Source organism: Burkholderia singularis (genome assembly GCF_001718875.1).
Classification (GTDB): domain Bacteria; phylum Pseudomonadota; class Gammaproteobacteria; order Burkholderiales; family Burkholderiaceae; genus Burkholderia; species Burkholderia singularis.
The window spans coordinates 1,721,860-1,748,613 of record NZ_CP013448.1 but is presented as its reverse complement, the minus strand read 5'-3'; the positions used below and the strand labels follow the sequence as shown (position 1 = coordinate 1,748,613).

The following is a 26,754-nucleotide window of genomic DNA, read 5'->3' as shown; positions in this document are numbered from 1 at the left end:
AAGCATTTTCTGTCACACGATGCTTCACAAACTTTATTTACTCTGCGGTTCAACTGGTGGAGGTAAGCGGGATCGAACCGCTGACCTCTTGCATGCCATGCAAGCGCTCTCCCAGCTGAGCTATACCCCCGTGTCTCGAAGACTGCTGAACAACAGAGAAGCGAGATTGTAGAGTCGGTCTTGGCGTTTGTAAATACCCTATTTGCGATTCAATCGATTTTTTTCGAGCCGCCCCGTGCCGGCACTTGATCGGCACGGGGCGGCACGCCTCCCGCTTACGCGTGCGCCGCCTCGAGACGCGATACGACAACGTCGCGGCCGAACAGCATCAGCACCGCGTCGATCGAAGGCGTGTGCGTCATGCCCGCGACGAGCAGGCGCACCGGCATCGCGAGTTGCGGCATCTTGAGCTTGTGCGCGGCAAGCGTCGCCTTCAACGCGGATGCGATTGCCTCCTTGGTCCATTCGACCTGCTTGAGCGCGGCGGCAAATTCGGCAAGCGCCGGACGCACCGCATCGCTCACGTACTGCGCGAGCGCGTCGGCATCGGGCGCGGGTGTGCGGTAAAACATCGCGGCGTTTTCCGCGATCTCCTTGATCGTCGATGCACGGTCCTTCATCAATCCGATCACGGCGGGAAGATCCGGCCCGCTCGCGAGCGCCGCAGCGTCGATACCGAGCGCCGCGAAAAACGGCTTCGACAACTCCGCGAGGCGCGTGTCGTCCGCTTCCTTGATGTAATGGTTGTTCAACCACATCAGCTTGTTGTGATCGTACTGCGCGGGCGACTTGCCGAGATGTTCGAGATCGAACCATTCGACGAACTGCTCGCGCGAGAAGATCTCCGCGTCGCCGTGCGACCAGCCGAGGCGCGCGAGATAGTTGAGCACCGCCTCGGGCAGAAAGCCCGCATCGCGATAGCCCATCACGCTCATTGCGCCGTGCCGCTTGCTCATCTTCTCGCCCGCCTCGTTCAGCACGGTCGGCAGATGCGCGTAGACCGGCACCTCGGCGCCGAGCGCGCGCAGGATATTGATCTGGCGCGGCGTATTGTTCACGTGATCGTCGCCGCGAATCACGTGTGTGATGCCCATGTCGATATCGTCGACGACGACGCAGAAGTTGTACATCGGCGTGCCGTCCGGCCGCGCGACGATCAGGTCGTCGAGTTCCTCGTTCGAGATCTCGACGCGCCCCTTCACCGCGTCGTCCCACGACACCGTGCCCGTCAGCGGATTCTTGAAGCGCAGCACCGGCTGCACGCCGGCAGGCGGCTCGGGCAGCACCTTGCCCGGCTCGGGGCGCCAGGTGCCGTCATAGCGCGGCTTTTCGCCCGCTGCACGCTGCCGCTCGCGCAGCGCGTCAAGCTCCTCCATCGACATGTAGCACGGGTAGACAAGCCCCTGCTCCTGCATCTTGGCAAGCACCTCGCGATAGCGGTCCATCCGCTGCATCTGGTAATACGGACCTTCATCGTAATCGAGGCCCAGCCATGCCATGCCTTCGAGAATGGCGTCCACCGCTTCCTGGCTCGAACGCTCGACGTCGGTATCCTCGATGCGCAGCACGAACGCGCCTTTCGTCTTACGGGCGAATGCCCACGGATACAACGCGGAACGCAGGTTGCCCAAATGGATGAAGCCCGTGGGGCTCGGGGCGAAACGGGTGCGGACAGGACGGGTCATAAACGATAGCTCGAACGCCTCAAGCGGCGCATCAATTGAAACGACGCGGCCGGCAGCGCCCGCCGCGCGGCGAACGCCCGGGTGCGCATACGGCCGGAACTGAAAGAGCACGAATTATACTCGCCGCGCCGCGGTTTCCGGGGCCGCCCGCCGTCAAGCGCCATGCGACTTTCGCACCGCCCCGGCAGTTGCTTTATGATGTGCGCCGCGTCCGCGTTGGCGGCCGCGCACGGCCGGCCGCGATTGTTCGCGTTTGCCCGCGATCCGCCTGCCATCCGGCGATCGGCGCGGCAAGGCCGCCGAATTTTCGCCGCGCATGCCGTGCATCTGTCACGCACTCAGCGCGGCTTGCCGCCGGAGAATGAAATCGATGCCGCTTCGCAGCCCGTCACGTCGCACCTTCACGCTCACCTGCGCGTCAGCCGCGCTCGCCGCCTGCACGTCGTTCGGCACCAAGCCGACCACGTCGGGCGCCGTCACGCCGCCGACGAATTCGCCGCAGCCGCGCCCGGTGCGCATCGGCATCGCGCTCGGCGGCGGCGCCGCGCGCGGCTTCGCGCACGTCGGCGTGTTGAAGGCGCTCGAAGCGCGCGGCATTGCGGTCGAGATCGTCGCCGGCACGAGCGCGGGCTCGGTCGTCGGCGCGCTGTATGCGTCAGGCATGAATGCGCTCGCCATCAACAAGCTCGCGCTTGCGATGGACGAGGCGTCGATCAGCGACTGGGCCGTGCCGTTCCGCTCGCGCGGCCTGCTGCAAGGCATGGCGCTGCAGAATTTCATCAACAAGACGCTCAACAACCGGCCGATCGAGAAGATGGCCAAGCCGCTCGGCATTGTCGCGACCGATCTGAAAAGCGGCCAGCCGCTGCTGTTCCAGCGCGGCAACACCGGGCTCGCGGTGCGGGCGTCGTGCAGCGTGCCGTCTGTGTTCGAGCCGGTGCGAATTGGTGATCACGAGTATGTCGACGGCGGACTCGTCAGCCCCGTGCCCGCGTCGTTCGCGCGCAGGATGGGAGCCGACTTCGTGATCGCGGTCGACATTTCCGCGCGCCCCGAAGGCGCTGCGACGCAAAACCCGATCGAGATGCTGCTGCAAACGTTCACGATCATGGGGCAGACGATCAAGACCTACGAACTCGACAAGTACGCGGATGTCGTGATCCGGCCGAACCTCGCCGCAATGGGCGGCAGCGACTTCAACCAGCGCAACGCGGCCATCCTGGCGGGCGAGGAAGCGGTTGCGCGGATCATGCCGGAGTTGCAGCGCAAGCTGGCGGCCGTGCGCCCGGCGGCGGCGTAAGCGAGCACATCGCGCCACACGCGGCCGCGCTTCGGCAGCAAGCGCGCGTCCAGCACGCCAAAATGGGGCGCGCTTAAACAAAAAACCCCGTCATCCCAACTGGATGGCGGGGTTTCGACTCGGTCGACTCAGGCGCCGAGCCGGAGCGCGGCCGACTACTCAGTTGCCGCCGCCGTCACCGATCGTCGCGCGCACGCGCTGACGCAGATCGTCGGGTTTCGTCGTGAACTGCGTCTCGATCCGGCGTGCACCGGTGAAGCGCTTTTCCCAATAGCTGCTATCGAGATCGTCCACGCGGATCGTGCTGCCCGTCGACGGCGAATGCACGAATTTGTTGTCACCGATATAAATGCCGACATGCGAGAACGTCCGGCGCATCGTGTTGAAGAACACGAGATCGCCCGGCTTCAGCTCGCTCATCCGCACCTTTTCGCCCACGCGGCTCATCTCCTCGGCGCGGCGCGGCAACGACATGCCGAGGGTGTCCTGGAACACGTAGCGCACGAAGCCGCTGCAATCGAGCCCCGAATCCGGGGTGTTGCCGCCCCAGCGATAACGCACGCCGATCATGTTCAGCGCGCCGACGACGACGTCGCCCGCCTTGCCCGCCATGCCGGAGAGGAACGACTTCGCGCCGCCCTGGCTCTTCGCCGGCGCGGCCGCGCCATTGGGCTGCTGCTGGGCATTCTGCGGAAGGAAACCGATGTCGGACTGAGCCGAATTGACGGCATTTTGATTTGAACTGCTGACTTCGTCGGCGAACGCGCCGGGAGCGGCAGCGATCAAGACGCCTATGAACATCCCGGCGGCGACGCGCGTGCAAGCCTGGGTGAAGGAGCGGTGCTGCATGAGTCGATAGATTTGCGCTGAAAAATCAGTCGATTGGCGGAAAATTTCGGTCGATACTAGCCACGACGGATATGTTTGTCAAAAGGAATTAATGATTTTGAGCCAAATAGGTGCATCGCCTTTCGTTCAACAGACCTAACCAATGGCTTTCAACAGGCGTTGCGTGTAAGGATGAGCCGGCTCGGAGAAGATTCGCTCGACATCACCCGTCTCGACGATTATCCCCCCTTGCATCACCGCGACTCGGTGCGCCATCGCGCCGATTACTTCCAAATCGTGGCTAATGAAGAGATAGCCGAGGTTGTATTTGCGCTGAAGATTGGCCAGCAGTTTCAGCACCTGCTGCTGGATCGACACATCGAGCGCGCTCGTCGGCTCGTCGAGCACGAGCACGCGCGGCTCCAGCACGAGCGCGCGCGCGATCGCAATCCGCTGGCGCTGCCCGCCCGAAAACTCGTGCGCATAGCGATGCAGCACCGTATGGTCGAGCCCGACCTCGCGGAGTACCGCGATCGTCTTGTCGCGGCGCGCGTCGGCGGACAGCTGTGGACGGTGCAGCGCGAGCCCCTCGGACACGATGCGCTCGATGGTCTGCCGCGGCGAAAGTGAACTGAATGGATCTTGAAAGACTACTTGCATATCCGCGCGCAATGCGCGGCGCTCGCGGCCGCGATAGCTCGCAAGCGAACGTCCGTCGAACTGGACGTCGCCGTGCGCGATGCGTTGCAGTCCAAGCAGGGCCATCGCGAGCGTCGATTTGCCTGACCCGGACTCGCCGACGATCCCGAGCGTCTCGCCCTGCCGCACCGATACGCTCGCGTCGGACACCGCCGTGAAACGGGCGTCGCGGAACCAGCCGGCGAAGCCCGGCCGTTTCTGCTTGAACTGCACCGTCACGCCACGCGCGTCGAGCATGACGGGCGCGATCGGCAGCACGGGCGATACCGTGCGCTGCGGCCGGCTGTTCAACAGGCGCCGCGTATACGGATGCTCGGGCGCGCCGAAGATCCGCTCGAGCGGCCCGGATTCGACGAGCCGCCCCTTTTCCATCACCGCGACGCGCTCGGCGAAGCGCCGCACCAGGTTCAGATCGTGCGTGATCAGCAGCACCGCCATTCCGCGCTCGGCCGCCGCGTCGCGTTGCAACTCGAGCAGCAGCTCGACGATCTGCGCGCGGATCGTCACGTCGAGCGCGGTCGTCGGTTCGTCGGCGATCAGCAGGCGCGGCCTGCACGCGAGCGCCATCGCGATCATCACGCGCTGCCGCTGGCCGCCCGACAACTGATGCGGGTAGCTGTCGACGCGCTCGCGCGGCCGGTCGATACCGGTGCGCGCCAGCAGCGCGATCGCCCGCTCGCGCGCGTCGCGCTTCGTCACGCCGTCATGCAGCTCGATCGTCTCGCCGATCTGCTCGCCGACCGTGTAAAGCGGATTGAGCGCCGTCATCGGCTCCTGGAAGATCATCGCGATATCCGCGCCGCGCAGCGCGCGCATCTCGCGCTCGCTCTTGTCGACGAGATTCTCGCCGGCAAAGCGGATCGCGCCGGACACGTCGGCGTCGCGCAACAACCGCAGAATCGACAGCGCGGTCACGCTCTTGCCCGAGCCGGATTCGCCGACGAGCGCGACGCGCTCGCCGCGGCCGATCGCCAACGACACGTCGTCGACGGCGAGCATATCGCCGAAACGCACGCACAGCCGCTCGATCGACAGCAGCGGCCCGCCCAGCGCGTGCCCATCGCGCAGCCGGCTGCCGCCCGGCGCACGCTGCGTATCGCGGCGATTCGCGTCGGCCGCGCTCATCGAACACCTCCCGCCGCCGCGCGCGCCGTATCGGCAACGCGCGTATCGAGCGCGTTGCGCAGCGCATCGCCCATGAAGGTCAGCAGCAGCAGCGTCGCGACGAGCACGCAGAACGTCGCGAGCGAGATCCACCACGCGTCGAGATTGCCCTTGCCCTGGGCGAGCAGCTCGCCCAGGCTCGGCGTCGGCGGCGGCACGCCGAGGCCGAGGAAATCGAGGCTCGTGAGCGCGAGAATCGCGCCGCTCATCCGGAACGGCAAGAACGTGATGACGGGCGTGAGGCTGTTCGGCAACACGTGCCGCCAGATGATCTGCCAGCTCGACAGGCCCATCGCGCGCGCGGCGCGCACGTAGTCCTGCGAGCGGTTGCGCAGGAATTCCGCGCGCACGTAATCGGACAGTCCGATCCAGCCGAACAGCGACAGCAGCACGATCAGCAACACGAAACTCGGCTCGAACACCGACGCGAAAATGATCAGCAGATACAGCTCGGGCATCGCGCTCCAGATCTCGATGAGACGCTGGCCGATGATGTCGATGCGTCCGCCGAAGTAGCCCTGCACCGCGCCCGCGGCAATGCCAAGCACCGTGCCGATGAACGTGAGGATCAGCGCGAATTCGACCGACACCCGGAAGCCGTAGACGAGCCGCGCGAGCAGGTCGCGCCCTTGCGCATCCGTGCCAAGCCAATTCTCGCGCGACGGCGGCGCGGGATTGGGCCGCGTCGAGAAGTAGTTGAGCGTGTCGTAGTGGTAGCGGTTCAGTGGATACAGCGCGAAATTGCCCGGCGCGGCGAGTTTGCCGCGCACGTAGGGGTCGAGATAGTCGGCGGGCGTCGGGAAATCGCCGCCGAACGCCGTCTCCGGATAGTCGCGCAGCAGCGGGAAATAGTAATGACCGTCGTAGCGCACGACGAGCGGCTTATCGTTCGACCACAGCGGCGCGGCAATGCTCACCGCGAACGCGACGGCGAAGATCACGAGACTCCAGTAGCCGAGCCGCTGCGCCTTGAAGCGCCGCCACACGCGCCGCACGGGCGAAGGCGACACGCGCGCGCGCGCGGCGTCGATGCGGGAGGAAACGGCGGATCGACTCAATTCAGCGCTCCAGTTGCTCGAATTGCACGCGCGGGTCGACCCACACGTAGCAGAGATCGGATACGAGCTTCGTCGCGAGCCCGATCAGCGTGAAGATGTACAGCGTGCCGAGCACGACCGGGTAGTCGCGCCGGATCACCGATTCATACGACAGCAAGCCCAACCCGTCGAGCGAGAACAATGTCTCGATCAGCAGGCTGCCGGTGAAGAACGCGCCGATGAACGCCGCCGGAAAGCCAACCACGAGCGGCAGCAGCGCGTTGCGAAACACGTGCTTCCATAGCACGCGGCGCTCGGCGAGCCCCTTTGCACGCGCGGTCAGCACGTATTGCTTGCGGATTTCGTCGAGAAACGCGTTCTTCGTGAGCATCGTGACGACCGCGAAACTGCCGACCACCGACGCGGTGATCGGCAACACGATATGCCACAGATAATCGGCGACCTTACCCGCGACGGACAACTGCGCGAAGTTGTCCGACGTGAGGCCGCGCAGCGGGAAGATCTGCCAGAACGAGCCGCCGCCGAACAGCACGAGCAGCAGCACGCCGAGCACGAAGCCGGGAATCGCGTAGCCGATCAATACGGCGAGGCTCGTCGCGAGATCGAACGTCGAGCCGTTTCGCACCGCCTTCGCGATGCCGAGCGGCACCGAAATCAGGTACGTGAGCAGGAACGTCCATACGCCGATGCTGATCGACACCGGCAGTTTCGACACGATCAGCGACCACACGCTGCGATGATGGAAATAACTGTCGCCGAGATCGAAGCGCGCAAAGCGCGCGAGCATCAGCCCATAGCGCTCGACGGGCGGCTTGTCGAAGCCGTACAGCGCTTTCAGTTGCGCGAGCTGCTGCGCGTCGACGCCGGTATGCGAGCGCATGCCGTACGGCGCCGCGCCATCCTGCGTGGCGCCCTTGCGCAGCTCATACACGGCCTGCTCGACCGGGCCGCCCGGCACGAACTGGATCACGGCGAACGTGATCGTCAACACGCCGACGAGCGTCGGAATCATCAGCAAAAGACGTTTGAGGATGTAGCTCCACATAGGCGCTTGTCGAGAAGGTTCGAACGATTTGGCCGACAGGCGATCGGCCACGCTTATGGCCAGCGGATGACCCGCTTGCCGGCCGTCACGGCGCGGCCGGCGAATCGTGTCCGGGCTTCGCCCACCACATCGACGCGATCCAGCCTTCCGCCGCATAGTACAGCGGCAGCGTCTGCGGATAGCCGAGCGTGCGCTTATACGCGACGCGCCATGTCGTGCTGTACCAATGCGGCACCACGTAGTAGCCGTGGATCAGCACGCGGTCGAGCGCGCGCGCCGCGTCGAACAACTGCTCGCGCGTTTGCGCGCGCACGAGCGCGTTCAGGATCGCGTCGACCGCCGGCGATTTCAGGCCGATCATGTTGTCCGAGCCCGGCTCGTCTGCATAGCGGCTCGCAAAGCGCGTGAGCTGCTCGGTTCCCGGCACTTGAACGCCTCCGTAACGGATCGACGTCATGTCATAGTCGAACGCGTTGAAACGATTCTGCAGCAGCGCGAAGTCGGCCGTCCGAAACTTCACGGCAATCCCGAGCTTTGCCAGATTGCGCGCGTAAGCGGTCACGATGGGTTCCATCCCCGCGCTCGAATCGTCGAGGATCTCGAATGCGAACGGCTCGCCCTTCGCGTTGCGCAGCGCGCCGTCGCGGTATGTCCAGCCCGCCTGCGCAAGCAGCGCACGGGCCTTCAGCAGATTGGCGCGCAGCGAGCCGGGTGCATTCGTGCTCGGCTGCTTGGGCATCGGCCCGAATACGGCCGGGTCCAGCTGCGCGCGCAGCTGATCGAGCAACGCGAGTTCGCCCGGGCCGGGCACGCCGCTCGCCTGCAAGGCGGTATCGGCGAAATAGCTGTCCAACCGTGTATAGGCGCCGTAGAACAGCTGGCGGTTCAGCCATTCGAAATCGAACGCGAGATCGAGCGCTTGCCGCACGCGCACATCCTGGAAGAGCGGGCGCCGCAGGTTCATCAGGAATCCTTGCATCCCGGCGCCGTTGTGCTGACGGAACTCGCGCTTGACAAGCTCGCCGCTGTCGAAGCGTTTGCCGACATCGCGCCGCACCCAGTTGCGGGCTCCGTATTCGACGAGCGCGTCGTACTCGCCTGCCTTGAACGCCTCGAGCTTCGCCACACCATCGCCGTAGAGTTTGTAGACGATGCGTTCGAAGTTGTTCGTGCCCACTCGCACCGGCAGCGCGGCGCCCCAGTACGCGGCATCGCGCCGGTACGTGATCGTGCGGCCGCTGTCATAGCGCTCGATGACATACGGGCCGCTGCCGATCGGCGGCTCGAACGCGAGTTGGTCGAAGCGCACCCGGGTGCCGTCCGGCCTCAAACCCCATTTGCGCGAGAACACCGGCACGCCGGCCGCGATGAGCGGCAGCTCGCGGCTTGGGCGGCGAAAATCGAAACGCACGCTTGCCGGATCGACTGCCACCGCGCGTATGATATCCGCGTAATAGGCCGGGAATTGCGGCGCCGCCTGCGGACTTTTCAGCACGTCGAACGAAAATTTGACGTCCGCCGCGGTCACGGGATCGCCGTTCGAGAAACGCGCGTGCGGATTCAAATGAAACGTGACCGACATCCCGTCCGGCGCGACGGCGATATCGTCGGCGAGCAGCCCGTACATCGACGCGGGCTCGTCGGCGCTGCCCGTCATCAAGCTTTCGAACAGGAAATCGAGCCCGGGCGCCGCGTTGCCGCGCAACGTGAACGGATTGAACTTGTCGAAGGTCGACAGCCGGTTCGGATTCGCCAGCACGAGCGTACCGCCCTTGGGCGCCTGCGGATTCACGTAGTCAAAATGCTTGAAACCGGGCGGATACTTTGGTTCGCCATACTGAGCGATTGCGTAGGCCGCGTGCGCCGACTGTGCCGCGGCGAATACGAATACCACGCCCGCGGCCACCGCCATGCGGGCAATGCACGCGTGGCGCGATGCCCGCGCAAACACGGCGCGCCACGCGCCGCGCGCAGGTGGCAGCACGACCGATCGATCGATCGATGCTTGCGTTGCCGCGTGCCGCGGCGGCCGTGGCCGAAAAACGTGGGGCAAACCGATCGTCATGGATGAATAGATGCGTTGGCAGATCTTCGAGGATGGCGTTGTGAGAGAATTCTACCCACTTGCAACCGATTACAGCCAACCGCTGCCCGCGCCAGCGTGGGCGCGCCCGCTTCATATAGGAGAATTCATGGGCTTTCTCGACGGTAAACGTATTCTGCTGACGGGTCTCTTGTCGAACCGTTCGATCGCCTACGGCATCGCCAAGGCATGTAAGCGCGAAGGCGCCGAACTTGCGTTCACCTACGTCGGCGATCGCTTCAAGGATCGCATCACCGAGTTCGCCGCGGAGTTCGGCAGCGAACTCGTGTTCCCGTGCGATGTAGCCGACGATGCTCAGATCGACGCGCTCTTCACGTCGCTGAAGGAACACTGGGACAGCCTCGACGGCCTCGTCCATTCGATCGGCTTCGCTCCGCGCGAGGCGATCGCCGGCGATTTCCTCGACGGTCTGTCGCGTGAGAGCTTCCGCATCGCGCACGACATCTCCGCATACAGCTTTCCGGCGCTCGCGAAAGCCGCGCAGCCGATGCTCTCGAGCGATGCTTCGATCCTCACGCTCACCTATCTCGGCGCCGAGCGGGCAATTCCGAACTACAACACGATGGGCGTCGCGAAAGCCGCGCTCGAGGCAAGCGTGCGTTATCTCGCGGTGTCGCTCGGCGCGAAGGGCGTGCGCGTGAACGGCATTTCGGCCGGGCCGATCAAGACGCTCGCCGCAAGCGGCATCAAGGGCTTCGGCAAGATTCTGGATTTCGTCGAGCAAAGCGCGCCGCTCAAGCGCAACGTGACGATCGAACAGGTCGGCAATGCGGGCGCGTTCCTGTTGTCAGATCTCGCGAGCGGGATCACGGCCGAAATCATGCACGTCGACTCCGGCTTCAATGCAGTGGTGGGGGGCATGGCGGGCGGCGAAGGCGAGTAAGCGCGCGACGCATGCTGGATTGCGGCCGCCCGCCCGGCCGCCGCATCACACGGCGGCCCTGGTCCGGCCGCCGCGCGTCGCAGGCGGCCGGCTCAGTGCCGCCAGCCGTTATGCCTGCCGTTGTCCCAATGACCTCGATCCCAGCCGGGGCCGCGGCCGTGATGGCGATACCACTCGTCGCGCCCCCAGTAGCGGCGGCCATCCCAGTAACGGTCGCCGTGCCAGCCGATCGTGATCACAGGTGCCGGCGCGTACACGGGAGCCGGCATATAGACCGGCGCAGGCTGGTAGACCACGGGCGGCGGAGGCGGCGCATAAACCGGCGCCGGCGCAACATAAACCGGCGCGGGCACGCCGACATTGATGCCAACGTTCACGCCGGCCAAGACGGTGCCGGACGCGAACAGCGCAGTAAAACCGATGGCTAGCGACGCAGCGCGCAGGATTTTCATGGACTCCTCTTCGGGTTGGTTCGTTTAAATCGACTATAGCCGCAAGCGTCCACCCCGCATATTTCCACTTTGTAAGAACTGATGCGCCGCGTCGCAATGTGAACGAATCGCTAACTATTCGTAACATTCGGGATCGGTGAAGCGCACCGCCGAGCGTCCTCAAACGAGCCGGCACGCCCGCCCGGGCAGCCTGGGGCGCGACGGCAGCGGCTATTCGCGATTGCGCTCGCCGTCGGTATTCCGGCAGGCGATTGGCGGCAACTTCATATCGGCCCATTCGCTCAATTTCCGGGCACCTGCGTCCACCGGCTCTTCAATCGCAAAACCGGCTCCGTTCGCAAGACTTCTGACCGGCAACGCAGCGATCTTCCCGGCGGCGTCTGCCAACCCCGACTGTCCGCCCACCGCCTCGATTCTGCTCTTGACCAGGGCTCTCACGATCGACGCCGCAACCGGGCCAGCCACGCCCAGCGCACTTTCCGCCAATTTTCCGGGCGATATCAGTTTTGCCAGCATGACACGATAAAAACGAATCGAATCCACCGGCAGCATCGCGATTTTCCTTGCAATATCGGCAGTCAGATCACCCGCGCTGACTTGCTTCAATTTGTCATATTCCCCTTCCCAGTCGCTGCGCCCAAGCAACCATAAAGGGCCAAAACGTCTGGCGGAATACTCGATATAGTAGTAAAGAAAATCCTGCAACATACCCAACGGGATGCGCACTCCGTTTGCCACGGATTTTTCGATGATGGACCTAAACGGTATCACCACCAATGCGTTTCTCACGGTTGCAGTTTGCCCCAACATAAATTTTTGCCATGCTTTATTTATTATATTCGGCGACATGGCTTCCATAACCTGCCTCACCGGCTCGACCAGCTTATTTCGATTCGGTGCCAAATAATATCGATCGCCATCGTCGATCGGAACGAGGCCAAGCGACAGAAGCTGTCCGCCGCCCACATCGGAGGCTTGCTCGACGCCGGCAAAAGTCGCGGCCACCTTGGCCGTTTCACTCAGTTCGATCCTGATGCTATCCGTTTTCTTGAAATGCTCGGGAATCGGATTTTTAAATATGTCCGCCACCATGCCCGGAATGGACTTCACCCCGCCGCCCGCCGTGGCGGCCAAATAATCCAATCGCTTGGCTTTCCGAAGCACGGCCCTCATTGTTTCGCACGTTTCTCCTTTTGCCGCAAGCCTGCTGCATACCTGTGCGTAATGTGGCTCGCACCCGCTGAATTTTTCCGCGTCCAGCCTTGTCATCAGCGACCTCAGATACGAGAACATCGCCTCGGATTCCGGTATGTCGACTGCGTATGAAAAAAATGCCGCCGCCGGCGCGGACGCGTCCGCGTGTGGTCTCGGCACGATACCCGCGAGCCCCTCCAACATCGAACCAGGTTGCGGACGGCACACAATCGGCTTGCCGACGGATATCGACAGCACCCCGCTGGTGTGGGATGTATACGGCTCATCCGGAATATGAATTACAGTTGAATTTTTATTTTCGAACGAGTGATCAATCAGTACTGACGTATTTTTTTTCATGAAATTTTATAAATTACAGATCCGGAATCCAGCAGCCCATCCAAAATATGGTCACATGGAATACCGAATGCATCACCGATCAATACTCGATCCGCCGCCTCTCTCGGTAACGGCGAACATGCCATCCGTATCGTCTCGGGAGTTTTATGAAATATATGAATGCGATAAAGAAAAGCGCACCCACCACTTTTCCAACAAAGCCTTGCGGCCTTCATACACTATCTATGCAGGCGAATCCTGTCATTCGCTCCTCACGAAACCGCTTCAATTTCCCCGAAAGCCATGCAGCCGCTCACGAATTATCGGCAATCGCCCTTCATTCACGCTTCGCGCACGCTCTTTTCCGCCTATCTATCGAGTCGATTTCCTTTTCAGTTAAAAGAATCGACTATCCGGCATACCCGGGCCAATAACGGCGATCGCGACGCGCGTTCGATGTCCGATATGGCATGCCGCCGTCCTCATTGGCCCCGTTCGCATACCCGCCAGCCCAAGCTCGTGCGGCTCACTTTTTTATTTCTTTAATGTTTTTGGCTTTTACGTTGAAAAGTAGTGCCGGAATCCGCGCGCGGACTAATTCGGCACCAGGACTGAATCGATCATGAGTCATCGTACCGACGAGTTAACCGGGCTGCGCGGCGCAGCCATCACGTGGGTGATCGTCAGTCACGCGGAACATAAGACGGCGAGCGGTTATCGCGGCTGGTTCGCTGCGCTGCGCAGATTCGCGACGGCCGCCTCGGCATGCTCGCTTTTTTTCGTGCTGAGCGGCTTTCCGATTACCGGCCTGTCACGACGCGAATGGCAACGCGCCGACGAATCGATTGACCGGTTTTTTTTGATGCGTATGCCGCGCATCCGGCTGGCATTGCATGCGTATATCGGCGTCGCGAGCATCCTCGTCGCCATCGGCAACCCGACATCCGTCACCGACAGCTACTCTATGCCGCCGGCCCGACGGATAACGCCGCCGCCCCCCCTGCCCATGAAGCCGCGCGGCCCCTTCCCGTTTCTCGTTATTGCGGCAAACGTTCGAAGAAGCGATGCGCGAGTTCGACGATCCGATCCTTGTCGTTGTCGAGCGTCGCGACGTGATACGAGTTTTCCAGCCATGTCAGCGTTTTGTCGTCGCTGCCGATGCCGTCGACGATCACGTTGCCGTTGTCGGGCGGCACGACATGATCCTCCGTCGATTGCAGCACCAATGCGGGACATTTGATTTCCGGCAACAGATCGCGTGCGACCGACATCAACCCATAGATCTCGGCCAGCGTCGACGTCGGGATCTCGTCGTAGGCGAGTTCGGTCACGCCCTCGGCCTTGATGTCCGCACCGATGCTGTCGAAAAAGCGTGGCGCCGACCGGTCGTAGGCTTTCGCGGCCAGCGAGGGCGCGCCGAAATACACGCATGCATTGATCGGCACGATCGCCGCGATGTCCGGATGGCGCGCAGCCGACAGCAAGGTCAGACACCCGCCCATCGATAGCCCCATCATGAAAATCCGCGCGCACCGTTGCCGCAGCGTACCGAGCGCTTCGTCGATACTGTCGACCCAGTCCTGCGCGCGCGTGCGGTCCATCTCTTGTGGACTCACGCCGTGGCCCGCAAGCCGAGGGCCGAGCACGGTATAACCGCCGATTCGATGCAACTGCTCGGCGACATACCGCACGCTCTGCGTCGAGCCGGTGTAGCCGTGCGAAATCAGAATGCCGGTGGAGCTGCCTTCGAGCAGAAACGGCTCGGCGCCGTCAAGAACGGAGTGGGAAGTCATCAGATCGGCCTCGCGTTGGTTTGATCGAACGAAACCGGCGCCGTTGCATTGGACATCGGATGCCGTCAAGCGCCGCACATTCGAATTGCGTCATGATATTTTCGAATTCGCGCCCATTATTGTTCATACAATTTCGTTTTCGGGCCTATCGTAAACCCTTACTCCAGACAAAGGGCGCGTTGTACCGGCCTCTCCCTGTCCGGCAACCCTCCACTATTTCGTGCCGATGCGATCAAGAGATGCGCCAAGTGCCGGCAGGGTCTTCATCAGATTGCACCACCCCAAACCCAGCATGCGCGCATCTGCGTGCCGCGTGACTCGGACCGAAATATCGGCCGTTTGCTTGCCGCGTCGCAACCAAATTTTTGTGGAGTCGGCGCGCCCCCCCGGCATGCGGTGCGCTAGAAACGCGCCATGAGCGGATGCTTTGTCATCTCGGATTCCAGCGCATCGATGAACGTGCGCTCAGCTTGATTCATCCGGCGCTCAGGATTCCATATCAAAAAAATATCGATATCGGCCACCCCCTCCTCCGGAGGCAGCGGCCAAAGCCTGCGCTGCGCCACGTCGCCCTGCACGACATGCGCCGGCAAACACCCGATCCCGTATCCGGCAACAATCAAACGCCGTATTTCATCCACGCTTGCGGAGCTCGCCACGATTTCGCCTAACCACCCGCGCTCTTCACGAAACGCCGCGAGCGACGACAAGGCTCCGCCGATCCGATCGCTGTGGAAAGCAACAAAGCGCTCGTCGCGCAGATCGTCGATCGTCAGATTCGATTGCCCAAACAATCGATGACTCGGGCCGCAATACATTGTGTAGTGCTGGCGCAGAAAGCAGCGATATTCGAGCTTGCCGGCCGGTTTGCGGCAAAGCGCGAACCCGCATGTGGCGACTTTTTGCTCCAACGCCGCCAAGATGTCCGCCGATGCGGCGACATCGATACTGATCCTCACCTTCGGATAGATTTGATGAAAGTCCCGCAGAAACCGATCGTAGACGGACGACTCCAGCCGGCTCACGCATAGCAGGCGTATCGAACCCGCAATCTCGTCGTCCTGATTTTCGAGTACCGTATCGAGTCTCGACATATGGCCGTAAATCTCGGTTGAGATCTGATAAATCTCTCGCCCCGCTCCAGTCGGCTCGAACCGCGCGCCGCCACGTTGGACCAGCGTGCGCCCGACCGTGTCCTCGAGCCGCTTGAGCGCGGCGCTGACGGCCGACTGCGTCAGATGCAGCCGCGCCGCCGCACGACTGATGCTTTTCTCCTGCATGATGACTTGGTAAGTCCGCAAGAGATTCCAGTCGATGCGATCCATCAGGAAGGGGGCAACATTCGGCACCTGAATTACCTCCGGAGAGATGCTCCTCGGAATCCGCAATCGATTGGAAAAGCGCGCATTTTTAAAAAGATACATCCGCCATTTCAGCGTGCGGCGGCACGTCCGGCCTCGGCTTTCCCGCGCCGTTTTTGACGCCCGGCCCAAGGGCAGGTTATCGCGCCGCCATTGCGATTCGCGCGCGCTTCGAAACCGGGCAGCGTCGCGCATCGTCAAGCCGGTTTCGCAGAATAAAAAGCGCGATCGTGACACCGATCGCGGAAGCCGTTTGCTTGGAGGCAGAGGCAAGCCAACGGCAAAAAATTAAAGGATATCTAATCAAAATCCGTCTCGAGAAAGTGCTGAGCGCCCAATCCTCCGGCATCGATATCGGTGCAAAATCATCGAAAAAAGCCGTGCGCGCCTGCGCACGGCAAACCCATCCGTACTCGACCGACACGATTTGCCGGATGGAACACCAGAGTGGGGCCTGGTGAAAAAAACAGACATGGAATTGCATGTGGCCGAAACCCGATCACCACAGCGTCCATCCCGGCACGGGGAAGGCATCGGGCCTCGCATAATTCGAGCACTCGGAATGCATCCTCGAGACAAAGAGGGAGGACACCCATCCGCGAATTTTTTGAAACCGGAACCGGATCAACTCGGTCATGCTGCTCGTTCGAAACTTCACCACCCGATTCCGACTGATTTCGCCGGCACTGTCACGCAGACGACCGCTGTCCGTGCGCAGCCACATCCATATCCGGCCAGGAGCAAGTCGTTTCATTCGTCGATTGGACACGCAGGTGGCTCGAATTGGCGAGCGAGAATTGGAATAATGGATGAACGGTCAACCGGACCGGAAACAATTACCCTGGCCCGATCATTAAAAATTCAAAGAAATTCAATCAAAACAGGAAACTCGAATCAATCAGATGCAGATTTGTTTTGCATTCGTCACATGGGCGCCAAGCAAATCAAAACATCCTTATATTTATCAACAATGACGCGTAACCGTCAAACAATTAATATTGAATTTAAATATTCACGGCATCGATATTCAAACTGGACGCGCCCTCGATATTTTCCGCCGATAAACTATCACCTTAAACACGAGCCATCATGTACCCGAGCGGCCGGCGGATTGGATCGACGGCAAATATTTCCGGCCCGATTCCGACCGAATGATCATTCAATCAAACATCCACATACCGCTTCGGAGGCTGCGCTCTGCACCCGTCGCGCCAATAAAAACGGTTATTGCGATGCGCGTGTCACCGGCACCGTCTCGAACCCATCGCGGTCACAGTGTCGTCGCGTCTGGCCATGGCTATTCTCGCCGCGCGGTTGAAGCAACAAACCGCTCGGCAATCAATTGCGCCATTGAACCGGATGCAATCATCGGGCATCGGCCGGCATTCGCGAATGTCATATATTTCATGACCGTCACGAACGCCGGCCGACATCCCGCGCACGGCGGGCGGCACCGGCACAGACGCTCATCAACCTACCCCGGCTCCCGATCCCTGCCCTGATCAAGGCTTGCGAGGCGCGAGGCCCATATAAGTCACCCGCTTGGGATCGCTTTTGTCGACGACAACCCGAACCCGTTCGCCCGCACGCGGCATATTCCCGAGATCGACGTATTGCCTGATGGTGACCTCTCTTTGTCCGCCGCGGTCGTCGACGCGCAAGACGATACGCATCAGCGGCACCTGGTTGAGCGTCACGCCGGTCTGCGAAATTTCCACGACTTCGGCATCGGTGGAATATCCGTCCTTGATCGCGGTATCCGCATGCGCGGCCGAGATGATTTTGGGCAATCCGAATGCCATCCCGACGATCAGCGACACCATGACGACCGTGACGATCAAACTCATGGCCGACACCACCGAAAACGCCATCATCCGCTTGCCTCCCGGCAGCGTTCCGACATGCGCGTCACGCTGCGCTTGCATCCGCGCTTCGTTCATCCGGCTCTCCATCTAACGGCACGCGTGCGCGAACGCCGTAATGCGGATAACCCGGACGGCCAGACGAAGGGGCAGAAAATCATTAGGGCTTGGCATCCTGCACCCCCTTCGTTTCGTTGCTATTGCTGGGCGTGCGCACCGAGTCAACGATCTTGTGCGTCTGCGTTTGCGCCGACTGGATCGCGTCGTTCGTCGCCGAATGCACACCCTGGCTCACCTGAGACTGCACCGCGTTCGAGACCTGGCTCTTGACCGATTGAAGGATCTGATCGAACTGCGCATATGCGCTCACCGAAACCAAACCGATCAGGAGTCCAAAAGTTGCTTTCTTCATGATATCAACCTCCAATTCAAAAAATTGAAACCGTGGTGCCGCCGCGCCGAAATCGTGGGAGCACGCCGGCGCGGTTCGCTGCCCGCTTACTTCGTCGTCCTGAAAGGAGCGAAAAAGTTCGACGGCATTTCCTGCGGAAACCCGACTGCAACGGTGGGACGCAGATCGTTCATGTTCACGTTGAAGTCGTAAGTCCGCTGCCGCTGCTGAGCATCCTGGTGCGCAGCGACCTGCCGGTCGACGGCCGACTTGATATTCGACATGTGATCGAGCATCTTGCCGCCGACCTGCTGAACGTGGCCGATCAGGTTGCTCGCATTGCTCGATGACGCCACCGACATATCCGAGATCGAGCTGATAAACGGCTCGGCCATCGAGCTGCTGGCGTTCTGACCATACGCGTGCGAATCGCTGCACGCCGAGAAGATCTCTTTGGGATCAATCATCTGCTGCTCCTTTCAAGTTCGCGCCTTGCGACGCATATCGATGCAACTCGTGCATCACGATGGACACCTGAATGACTGCAGGATGCCCGACCAGATCGGCGAAGGCGCCGTCAACGCCTGCCACTCCAGGCGAACCGTGCCAAGGCTCGTCTCATACAGCCTTTCGCGGCGATCCGCCGTTCCACCCACCGCCTGCCCCGCATCGAAGAAGCGGAACAACGCCCAGGGGCCATTGAACTGAAGCGAAGTCAGTCGTCCATCGACCGATTTCAGTTGCAGCGTAATGGCGAGCTTGCCGCTCTGGCCGTTCCAGTCGACGCGTTGCGGCGTGGTTATGCCGTGCGCATAACGCACGGTCTGTCCACCGATGGTCAATTGGGCTTCCGAGAGCTGCGAGTCCATGTCGATAAAGCGCAGCACCGCCGAGATGCGCAAATGACCGCCCTCGTCGAGCGTCGCGCCGCGAATGCGGTCGGCCATTTCATAGGACCTCAGCACGCTCGGGCTCACCATCCCAATCGTCCCGCCATTGACGGGCAGCGCCCGCCACGGCGTGGCCGACGTATCGACATACGGCGCCAGATGGTCGCGGAAATATGCCGCCATCACGCCCTGCGCACTGAACAGCCGCTCGAAATCGTCGACGCCGGCATCGATCTGCGAGTTGCGGCGAAACGGATAGCGGCCGGTGAAACCCGTGCTGCATACCACCGACGTCGCCCCCGCCGCTCCCCGGCTGAGCAGCGCGCCCGATTCGCGGGTCGACATCGTGCTGCCGCTGCCGATCAGGTCGAGCATGATGTTGCGCACCGGATCAGGTTGACGCGCGGCGGTTTCCTTCAGTCGCGCAAACGCGTCGTATTGCGCGGGCAGCACCTGCCCCGCCTGCAACGCGCCGTTCACGAGCCCCAATTGGCGATACAGCGGCTCGAACAGCCGGCCGAGCGGATTGCTCGAAGCCGTGTTGCGATTGTTGAGCTGGGCGGCCAGTTGCCGGATCGCCTGAAAATGATCCTCGACAACGTGCTCCGGCAACAACAAGGTCCGGTAATGCTGGCCGCTCAACTCTCCGACGATCTGGCGCCGCCCCTTCTCGAACCGATATTTCTGCCGGTCGATCCAACTGTCGATGTTGCCTTCGTCGCTTGCCCCCGTCAGCGTGGTTTCGCGCGCGGCGAAACGCAGCAGGCTCGCCAGCGGCGATTGCGAATCCATCATCGCCGCCGCCAGTTGCGACGCATCGTCCAGGCCCGTGACGTTGCGCACCGTGACGTCGTCAAGGAAATGCTGCCAACTCGCGATGTAGTCCTGCAGGAATTGCGCGCGGGTGGAATCGGCTAGCTTCTGCACCAACCCGTCGATCTGGAAGCTGTTGCCATGCAGCGTCTCGTCGCGCAGCACCCAGCTTTCCTCCTCGAGCATCGCTCTTGCGCTCTTCTCGAGGCGCGGCACGAATACGTCCGTGTAGCCCGCGCGGGTATACCAGCCGGAGACGGCGACGTCGGTCGACGGGATATTGCTGCGCATTCGCAGACTCATCGCGGATTCGAAACCCGCCGCGCGTGACAGCGAAATGTCGTTGACCTGCGGCGGCAACCCTTGCGCGCGGATATGCTGGAGCACCCGCGTCACGAGCGGAAGCTGCGCGGCCATTGCACGCGCGGAGCGCACGAGGTTCGCGTCTTCCGGCGTGCCTTGCAGCTTCGGCAAATTGATCAGCTCGCGCACGTGTGCCATCAGCGCATTGCGATCTTCATCGCTGTATTGCTGGCCGCCCGTCAGACTGTCCCAGCGGCTGTTGAGCCAGCGCACGACATCGTCCGCGTTGCGCCGCGCGGGCCGGCACAGCATCAGATAAACCTTGAGCGTCTGGTAGATGTCGCCGGGTGTGCCGTTCGTCTGCGCGACCAATGTGCGCCGGACTTCGTTGTACAACTCCGGCATCAGCATCTTCTGCAATTGGCGATGATAGGTCTCGAGCGCGGCGTCGGCCACAAGCCCGTGTTCGAAATACGGCGTCGCCATGCCTCGGCCCGCGTCTTCCGCCTGAGCCTGCGCATAACGCATTTGGCCTGCGACGTCTAGCAACGGCGAGCCCCCCTCCGGGCCATAGGCCGCCTGCGTCTGGGCAATGCGCTTCGCTTCGCTGAACTGCGCCCACACGTCGTCGAGATAATTTCGCTCAGCAAAATATCCCCAGCCGAACCACAGCAGCAAGCATGCCGCCAATGCCGGCGCGATGACCCAGCTCGCGATTCGGCCGAGCCGGCCGCGCCACGATTTGACGCCTCCCGGCCGAGCCGCATCGCGCTCGAGTTCGACCTGACGGAACAACGGCGTCCAAAGCGCGCTCAACGGCCGGGTCGGCTCGGGGCCGCCGCCCGCGCCGGCACCCGCGCCACCGCCCGCCGCGGCAAGCTCGGCCATCGAGCCCATCCACACTCCGCGCAACCGCGAAGCCGCATAATGTTCACCGGGCGAGATTGCAATCTGCAACCAAACCAGCAGCGCCTTATGCAGTTGGCTGAGCGTCTCGACAAAGCGCAATTGCGCGTAGTTGGCCGCCACTTCGGTCGCGGCAGGCGCGGAGAACAGCACTTGTTGCTGAACGCGCTCTTGCAGACGCTCCAGCTCGCCTTTCCAGCGCGCGCTCGCCGCCGACGCATTCGCCTCGATCGCGTCGTCCGGCAGGCAGAAACCGACGCCGCCCGCCCAGCGCTCGGCATCCATCAGCGACAGCGTCGAAACGGCGCCGTCGAGCTTGTCGATGCCGTTCAGCGCGACATACACCTGCGCCTGCTGACCGAATACTTCGCGCATTTCCGCAAGCCGGCGGTGCGTGATGTCGGCGAGGCGCTTGCGCGTGTCCTGCGGCAAATCGATCATCGACGCGCTGTCGACGCAGAGCACCACGCCGCTGATCGGCGCGCTGCCGCGCAGTTTGTGCAGCCCGCGCAGCAGCTTCTTCCATGCTTCGAACACCGAATCGTCAATGCCGTCGCGTATGTTCCAGCGTCCGCCGATGTCGAACCACACCGCGCCGTGCGTGATGCGGAAATTGAAATCCTCGCCGCGGCTGCTGAGCGGATCGACCGCGACCGCGCGCTCCTCGTCGGAGCCGGCCGCATGCACGGCCTTCGCGACGAGATTGGTCTTGCCGCTGCCTTCGGCACCGAGCACGAGATACCATGGCAGCATCGTGCGATGCTCGCGGCGCAGCACGCCCAGCCAATGTTTCCAGCGGCTGCGCGGCTCGCGCAGCCAGTGCGCCTTCAACTGGCGGTCCAGATCGCTCAGCCGCTCGTCGACGAAATCGGCACGTGCCGCCTGCTTGGGCGCGCGCACCCGACGCGGACTCATCGCAAGCCGCGCCCAAATGCGGCCGAGCGTCGGCCATAATCCCCAAGCGAGCACGCCGGCGACCAGAATCTCGCGCACCCAAATCGGCCCGAACGGATGATAAATGCCGATCGCGAACAACGGTCCCACCCACCAGATCGCGATGGCGATCAGCACCGCGACGAAAAACCGCAAGCTGGTTCGTATCATGGCTGCTTCTCCTGCGTGGCATACGGCGACTGCCCTTCGGGCGCGATCACCACCCCTTCGGGCATCGCCGGGCGCGCATTCGCGTCCGCGCCCGGCGCGGAGGATGCATCCGTGCGCTTTGCGCCGGCCTGGATGACCTTCCACAGCACGTCGACCCGGCGATTGCGTTCATAAGCGGCCGGCGTATGCGCGGGATCGATCGGTTGCGTATCACCGCGGCCGGAATATTCGATATTGCGCTGCACGGCGTTCTGAGGCGCACGCGCGCCGCCCGGCAATGCGGTCATGCGCAACTCGTCGGCCACGGTGCGCGCGCGCGCCTCGGACAATGCCTGATTGTCCCGATACTGGCTGGTGCGGATCGGCTGCCGATCGGTGTGTCCGATCACTTCCAGATCGCCGGGCCACGGCGCGAACGCGAGACCGAGCCGTTCGATGTTGTGCTCGAAGTCCGGGCGCACCTTCGCCTGTCCGATATCGAACGCGCCGTCGCTGCGGAACACCAGCAACCATCCTTGCGGATGCTTGTACGCCGTCAACCACCCTTCGGTAAGCAGTTGCGGCAACGGCGGCGGCAGCGTTTCCGCAATGTTGATGGTGCGCGTGGGCGGCATCCACGCGGCGAGCGCATCGCGCACCGGCCGACCCTGCGCGCTCAGCACGGCGCTGATGATCGCGTATGCCAACAGCGCCGTGACCAGCGCGGCTATCCCGGCGCGAAACGGCGTCCACCATCTGCGCCGCACGCGCGCGGGCGTGAGCAGGTCCGTGCCGAGCGGCCCCGGCGGCATGTGATGCCAGATCAGCGCGTGCAGTTGCGAGCGCAGATCCTGCAGCAGCACGTCGCCGCGATCCAGTATCCGATAGCGCCCCTGCCAGCCGAGCGACAGGATCAGCTCATAAAACGCGAGCAACTGCACGGGCGGCTCCTCGGCCTTCATCCAGCGCGACAGATCGGAGAAAGCGTCTTCGCCGCCCCATGCATCGTCATGAAACTCCACCAGCAGGCTGCGCTCGCCGTCATACGGCTCCTGCGATGCTGCCCGCGCGGCGTCGTTGACGCGTTCGTCCAGGTACGTACACAACAGATACGACGCATCGCGGATCTGCTCCCACGCGCAACCCGCGCTCGCGAGCCGCTCCCGGTACAGTCTGACTTCGAGCCCGAGCTGCGTGCGCACCGCGGATTGATTCAGAGGCGGGTTCGAGAGATGACGCTGCAGTTGCAGAATCGCAGGCAACGCATGCGAGACGAACGGATTGCTCCAGCTCGCCGATTGCTGTCCGGCCTTCAGGATCGCCGCCTGCCCACCGGGCTGGCTGTACACCACGGGCACGGCTTCCGCGCTGTCCTGCGGCGGGCGCGCGCTGCCCGGCGGCTCCGGAAAGCGCAGCACCGCATGATCCCGGGCCAGCGCGCCATCCTGCGGCGCCGAAGGCGCAAGCTCGGTGACCGTGGTGGCGCTCGAGGCCGATGCCGCGTTGACGAGCGACGACACCGTCGGAACGCGCGTCATCAGATCGGGATTCGCCATCGCCCGATCGACCAGATGGGACGCCGATGACGCCCGCCTGATCGCAGAGGAGAAATTTCTGAGCAGATTCATGATGAATAGCGTCCTTGTCGTAAGCTCACGCCACCTTGCCGTCTCTCAATCCCCATGCTTCGAAACGAAGCTCGGGGAAATCGCCGACGATACGCAGCGCCATCGCAGAGCCGGCGAGCGTCTGTGCCCAGAACGGATCGGTCGACTCGACTTCGAAGTAGATGCTCTGGGCGTAATAGGGAATCTGCCGAGGCGGGTTCGGCAACGGCAGCAAACGCGCGCCCGGCAGTTGCAGATCCACGAGCTTCTGAATCTGCTCGACTGCACCGAGCTTGGTTTGCTGGGGCAGGAGTTGACGCAACTTGTCCGCCGGCATCGCAGCCGACACGGCGAACACCAGCTTCTTCAGATTCCATTGCTTGTCGACGACGCAGATATACACTTGGTCGCCGCGATCCTCGAAACGCAGCGGCAGCACCGGCGTTTCGATTACCCGCGCCAGCGCGCGGCGCAACGTTGCCGCGAGCGGTTCAAAACTGCTTTGCAAATCATCGTGCCGATAGTTGAACTCGCGATCGGCAAGTTCGTCGTCGACGCCCGGCAGCACGCTCAAGCGCCCCAGCAGCCCGACCAGCTCGTGATACAGCATCGCAGGCGGCAGCGGATCGAATGCGTCGAGATTCGCAAGACGCATCCGGTATTCGGCAATCGCCTGGCGCAACATCAGCTCGATCAGATCCGCGATGCCGCCGCCCGCCGAAAGCACGCGCTGCCCGGACGTACTCGCAAGGCGCACGCGCAACGTACTCTGCAGCTCGTCGATCAGCGACTTCAGCACGACATGCGCGCGCGTATCGAGCAATGGCGGCACGAAACGCGGGTCCAGCAACACCGCGCGGCTCGCGCTGCGCCCCGCCACCCGCGCGATCGGCAGCGCGACTTCGTCGGAGCGCAGTTGCGATTTCCAGCACAGGCGCGTGATCAACTGGCCGGTCTCGATCGTCAAATTACGCGGCGTGCCAGGCGCATCGAGGCCCACCGCCAAGTCCGGCACCTCGGTTGCCATCGCGCGATAGCGCGACGCGGACGCCACATCGCCGAACGCCATTTCGGGGCCGCCGCTGCGCGCGGCCTGGACGGCAAAACAGACGATGTCGCCCGCCTGCGCGTGCTCGGTTTCGAGCGGTGCGGGCAACGGATCGTAGGACGGCACCGAGAACGCCGTGCCGTCCTGGAATACGCCGCGCGCGCGGCGCAGCCCGAGCCTGCCGAGGCCGAGTCCGTCCTGATCGACGTCGAGCATCGTGAAACCCCAGCCATGATTCGAGGTTTGACCGAGCCGCAACGCGATCTGATGAGAAAGATGGCGTTCGAGTTGCTGGAAATGCTGCGTTTCGATCAGCATTCCATCGCTCCACGCGACCGGTCCGACCGGCAGGCTGCTCATTGCTTGACTCTCTTTGCGCCCGACGACGCACTGCGTTTATTAAACTTCGTGCCTGCAGCCACGCCGTCCGGCATGACTGGCACATAGGCTGCGACGGGCACAGGGCCAGGCAGCAGCGCGTTATAGATGCCGCCCGCGTCGAACCACACCGCGAGATGAATCACCCCGCTTCCATCGACACGCAAACGCAACGGCGCGTACTGCGCCGGGCGCTGCGCATAGTCCGCATCGGCGACGAGCCAGACCTCGCCCTTGCTCGGCACGTCGATCCAGAACTGCAACACCTGATTGGGCGCGATCACGTGACGCGACGAACTCACCACCGCATCCTGATCACGGCCGGCGCACGACGAATCGCCGGTGCTTGCCATCGGCACCCAGTCAGCCATGCGCACGAGGTACACGCACGTCTCGACCGGGCGCGGCTCGCCGCTTGGACTGAGGTTCAAACGGCTGCCCCCGATCAGCGTGACGTGCAACTGGCGCGGCTCGGTGCTCTTCGACGACGAGAAGAGCCCGCAGCCGGCCAGCGCGCAAAGCGCGAAAGCCACGAAGATCGAGCGAAGCATGTTCATTAGCTGAGGGTCATGGTGATGGTCTGAGACGGAACGATGGTTTGCCCCGCCGTGTTCTGGTTGTTCGGCATGTTGGTATCCGTCAGCCGGGTCTCCGGCGCGCCCTGGATCAACACCTTCCCCGAGCCCGTCACATGGCGCGATTGCGACGCCACCGTGCCCGATGCCACGCCGCCCATCGAACCGCCCTCGTCGCCGTGCGTCACCGGAATGATCGTGTTCATGTTGTGTGCGGGCCCGCCGTTGATCAGCATGTTCGGCACGTTCGGCACCGCCTCGGGCTTGTTCGCGATATTCGAATACGACACCGGAATGCCGAGCGGCGGGGTTTTGCAGACATCCGACCCCGACAGTGCCATTCCGCCCGCAGAGCAATTGGAAAACATCACATCCTCCTGTTTGTGCCGGGCTCAGCCCATATGAATCTGCCCAGCGTCCATCTTGAGCAGCGATTCCGATTTCACGCACGCGCTCTTCGCATGCAGGCTCATGTGCCGGTCCGCGTGAACGAACGAGTTACCGGCGTGCACGGTGTCCGTGCCGCTCACGTTCGCATGCCGCTCCGCGGCTGCCTGCGTCACCACGCTCGCGCGGCTCGCGAGATGCGCGCTTTCCAGATGCAGGCGGTCACGCGCCTGCACTTCGATATCGTGCGCATGCAGCTGCACATGGGCGGAGCCGAAGTCCAGCGCGATATCGCGCGCCTCGACGCGGCGCTCGAGAATCGCCAGCACCCAGCAGCGGCCGGATGCCCGATAGAGTTGAACCAGATCGTCCGGCTGCGGCTTCACGATGCAACTGACCGCGACGCTCGCGAGCACCGGCTCGCCCGATTCCGTGACGATCCACCATGCGCCATCGGCCGGCTCACGCACCCTGCCGATGGTCATCGGTTCGCTGAAGCCGGTTTGCGCCGGACGCCTGAGCAGCGATGCGACTGTCCCAGGAAGTTCATCGTCCTGATTGAGAATCCGTGTCTCACGAACGGGAAGCGAATGAAGAACTGTCATC

At 62.8% G+C, this 26,754-nt stretch carries 21 protein-coding genes, 1 tRNA gene and 1 pseudogene; 3 read left to right on the top strand and 20 right to left on the bottom strand.

What is annotated here, in order from left to right; genetic code table 11:
* Positions 1 to 54 precede the first annotated feature (54 nt).
* A tRNA-Ala gene (locus AQ611_RS08030) sits at positions 55 to 130 on the bottom strand.
* Positions 131 to 275: 145 nt separating this feature from the next.
* The gene (gene gltX, locus AQ611_RS08025) at positions 276 to 1,685 is read right to left on the bottom strand and encodes a glutamate--tRNA ligase (protein ID WP_069234184.1); all 1,410 of its coding nucleotides are present in this window, start codon (positions 1,683 to 1,685) and stop codon (positions 276 to 278) included.
* A 243-nt stretch (positions 1,686 to 1,928) separates the two neighbouring features.
* Between gltX and AQ611_RS08020 the strand changes: the two are divergent.
* A pseudogene (locus tag AQ611_RS08020) lies at positions 1,929 to 2,985 on the top strand (patatin-like phospholipase family protein).
* Between the two features lie 159 nt (positions 2,986 to 3,144).
* Here AQ611_RS08020 and AQ611_RS08015 read toward each other — a convergent pair.
* The 5 genes from AQ611_RS08015 to AQ611_RS07995 form a co-directional block, all read right to left on the bottom strand.
* The gene (locus AQ611_RS08015; protein ID WP_059516767.1) at positions 3,145 to 3,834 is read right to left on the bottom strand and encodes a C40 family peptidase; all 690 of its coding nucleotides are present in this window, start codon (positions 3,832 to 3,834) and stop codon (positions 3,145 to 3,147) included.
* A 135-nt stretch (positions 3,835 to 3,969) separates the two neighbouring features.
* On the bottom strand, positions 3,970 to 5,637 hold the full coding sequence (locus tag AQ611_RS08010; RefSeq protein WP_231935925.1) for an ABC transporter ATP-binding protein: 1,668 nt from the start codon (positions 5,635 to 5,637) through the stop codon (positions 3,970 to 3,972).
* A complete protein-coding gene (locus AQ611_RS08005) occupies positions 5,634 to 6,734 on the bottom strand; it encodes an ABC transporter permease (protein ID WP_069234183.1) in 1,101 nt (366 codons plus the stop codon). Before AQ611_RS08005 ends, AQ611_RS08010 begins: the two co-directional genes overlap by 4 nt.
* Before the next feature lies 1 nt (position 6,735).
* Complete coding sequence (locus tag AQ611_RS08000) at positions 6,736 to 7,779, bottom strand: microcin C ABC transporter permease YejB (protein ID WP_059516764.1); 1,044 nt, start codon at positions 7,777 to 7,779, stop codon at positions 6,736 to 6,738.
* A gap of 85 nt (positions 7,780 to 7,864) precedes the next feature.
* Positions 7,865 to 9,844, bottom strand: a complete 1,980-nt coding sequence (locus AQ611_RS07995; protein ID WP_069234182.1) for an extracellular solute-binding protein — start codon at positions 9,842 to 9,844, stop codon at positions 7,865 to 7,867.
* Positions 9,845 to 9,971: 127 nt separating this feature from the next.
* On the opposite strand from AQ611_RS07995, the gene fabI reads away from it, so the two are divergent.
* Positions 9,972 to 10,766: an enoyl-ACP reductase FabI gene (gene fabI / locus AQ611_RS07990; protein ID WP_059516760.1), complete on the top strand. Its 795-nt coding sequence runs from the start codon at positions 9,972 to 9,974 to the stop codon at positions 10,764 to 10,766.
* Between the two features lie 92 nt (positions 10,767 to 10,858).
* Here the strand turns inward: fabI and AQ611_RS07985 are convergent, their stop codons facing one another.
* From AQ611_RS07985 to AQ611_RS07965, 4 genes are all read right to left on the bottom strand, one after another.
* Positions 10,859 to 11,218 carry a hypothetical protein gene (locus AQ611_RS07985; RefSeq protein ID WP_059516757.1) on the bottom strand — a complete coding sequence of 120 codons (360 nt, stop codon included), beginning with the start codon at positions 11,216 to 11,218 and terminating at the stop codon, positions 10,859 to 10,861.
* A gap of 210 nt (positions 11,219 to 11,428) precedes the next feature.
* On the bottom strand, positions 11,429 to 12,772 hold the full coding sequence (locus AQ611_RS07980) for a hypothetical protein (protein ID WP_146011849.1): 1,344 nt from the start codon (positions 12,770 to 12,772) through the stop codon (positions 11,429 to 11,431).
* Positions 12,773 to 13,788: 1,016 nt separating this feature from the next.
* Positions 13,789 to 14,544, bottom strand: coding sequence for an alpha/beta hydrolase (locus AQ611_RS07970; protein WP_069235190.1), 756 nt, complete (start codon positions 14,542 to 14,544; stop codon positions 13,789 to 13,791).
* 401 nt (positions 14,545 to 14,945) lie between these two features.
* Positions 14,946 to 15,869 (bottom strand): LysR family transcriptional regulator, encoded by a 924-nt coding sequence (locus AQ611_RS07965; protein ID WP_059516751.1) that lies wholly within the window; start codon positions 15,867 to 15,869, stop codon positions 14,946 to 14,948.
* Between the two features lie 266 nt (positions 15,870 to 16,135).
* Between AQ611_RS07965 and AQ611_RS25445 the strand changes: the two genes are divergently transcribed.
* The gene (locus AQ611_RS25445) at positions 16,136 to 16,366 is read left to right on the top strand and encodes a hypothetical protein (protein WP_146011848.1); all 231 of its coding nucleotides are present in this window, start codon (positions 16,136 to 16,138) and stop codon (positions 16,364 to 16,366) included.
* A 1,041-nt stretch (positions 16,367 to 17,407) separates the two neighbouring features.
* Here AQ611_RS25445 and AQ611_RS07955 read toward each other — a convergent pair.
* The 9 genes from AQ611_RS07955 to AQ611_RS07915 all read right to left on the bottom strand — a co-directional run bounded on the left by AQ611_RS07955 (position 17,408) and on the right by AQ611_RS07915 (position 26,753).
* Entirely contained in the window at positions 17,408 to 17,779 is a 372-nt protein-coding gene (locus tag AQ611_RS07955; protein ID WP_231935923.1) for a hypothetical protein, read from the bottom strand.
* Positions 17,780 to 17,927: 148 nt separating this feature from the next.
* Positions 17,928 to 18,179, bottom strand: a complete 252-nt coding sequence (locus AQ611_RS07950; RefSeq protein ID WP_059516747.1) for a hypothetical protein — start codon at positions 18,177 to 18,179, stop codon at positions 17,928 to 17,930.
* Positions 18,180 to 18,265: 86 nt separating this feature from the next.
* On the bottom strand, positions 18,266 to 18,625 hold the full coding sequence (locus AQ611_RS07945; RefSeq protein ID WP_059516745.1) for a DUF6277 family protein: 360 nt from the start codon (positions 18,623 to 18,625) through the stop codon (positions 18,266 to 18,268).
* Positions 18,626 to 18,679: 54 nt separating this feature from the next.
* Positions 18,680 to 22,174 (bottom strand): type VI secretion system membrane subunit TssM, encoded by a 3,495-nt coding sequence (gene tssM, locus AQ611_RS07940; protein WP_059516744.1) that lies wholly within the window; start codon positions 22,172 to 22,174, stop codon positions 18,680 to 18,682.
* On the bottom strand, positions 22,171 to 23,724 hold the full coding sequence (gene icmH / locus AQ611_RS07935) for a type IVB secretion system protein IcmH/DotU (protein ID WP_059516889.1): 1,554 nt from the start codon (positions 23,722 to 23,724) through the stop codon (positions 22,171 to 22,173). The genes tssM and icmH overlap by 4 nt, the downstream gene beginning before the upstream one ends.
* Before the next feature lie 82 nt (positions 23,725 to 23,806).
* Complete coding sequence (tssK, locus tag AQ611_RS07930) at positions 23,807 to 25,168, bottom strand: type VI secretion system baseplate subunit TssK (protein WP_059516742.1); 1,362 nt, start codon at positions 25,166 to 25,168, stop codon at positions 23,807 to 23,809.
* Positions 25,165 to 25,743, bottom strand: a complete 579-nt coding sequence (locus tag AQ611_RS07925; protein ID WP_083237264.1) for a type VI secretion lipoprotein TssJ — start codon at positions 25,741 to 25,743, stop codon at positions 25,165 to 25,167. The genes tssK and AQ611_RS07925 overlap by 4 nt, the downstream gene beginning before the upstream one ends.
* Entirely contained in the window at positions 25,743 to 26,129 is a 387-nt protein-coding gene (locus tag AQ611_RS07920) for a DUF4150 domain-containing protein (protein WP_069234178.1), read from the bottom strand. The genes AQ611_RS07925 and AQ611_RS07920 overlap by 1 nt, the downstream gene beginning before the upstream one ends.
* A gap of 24 nt (positions 26,130 to 26,153) precedes the next feature.
* Positions 26,154 to 26,753, bottom strand: a complete 600-nt coding sequence (locus AQ611_RS07915; RefSeq protein ID WP_231935922.1) for a DUF3540 domain-containing protein — start codon at positions 26,751 to 26,753, stop codon at positions 26,154 to 26,156.
* Position 26,754: the final 1 nt, after the last annotated feature.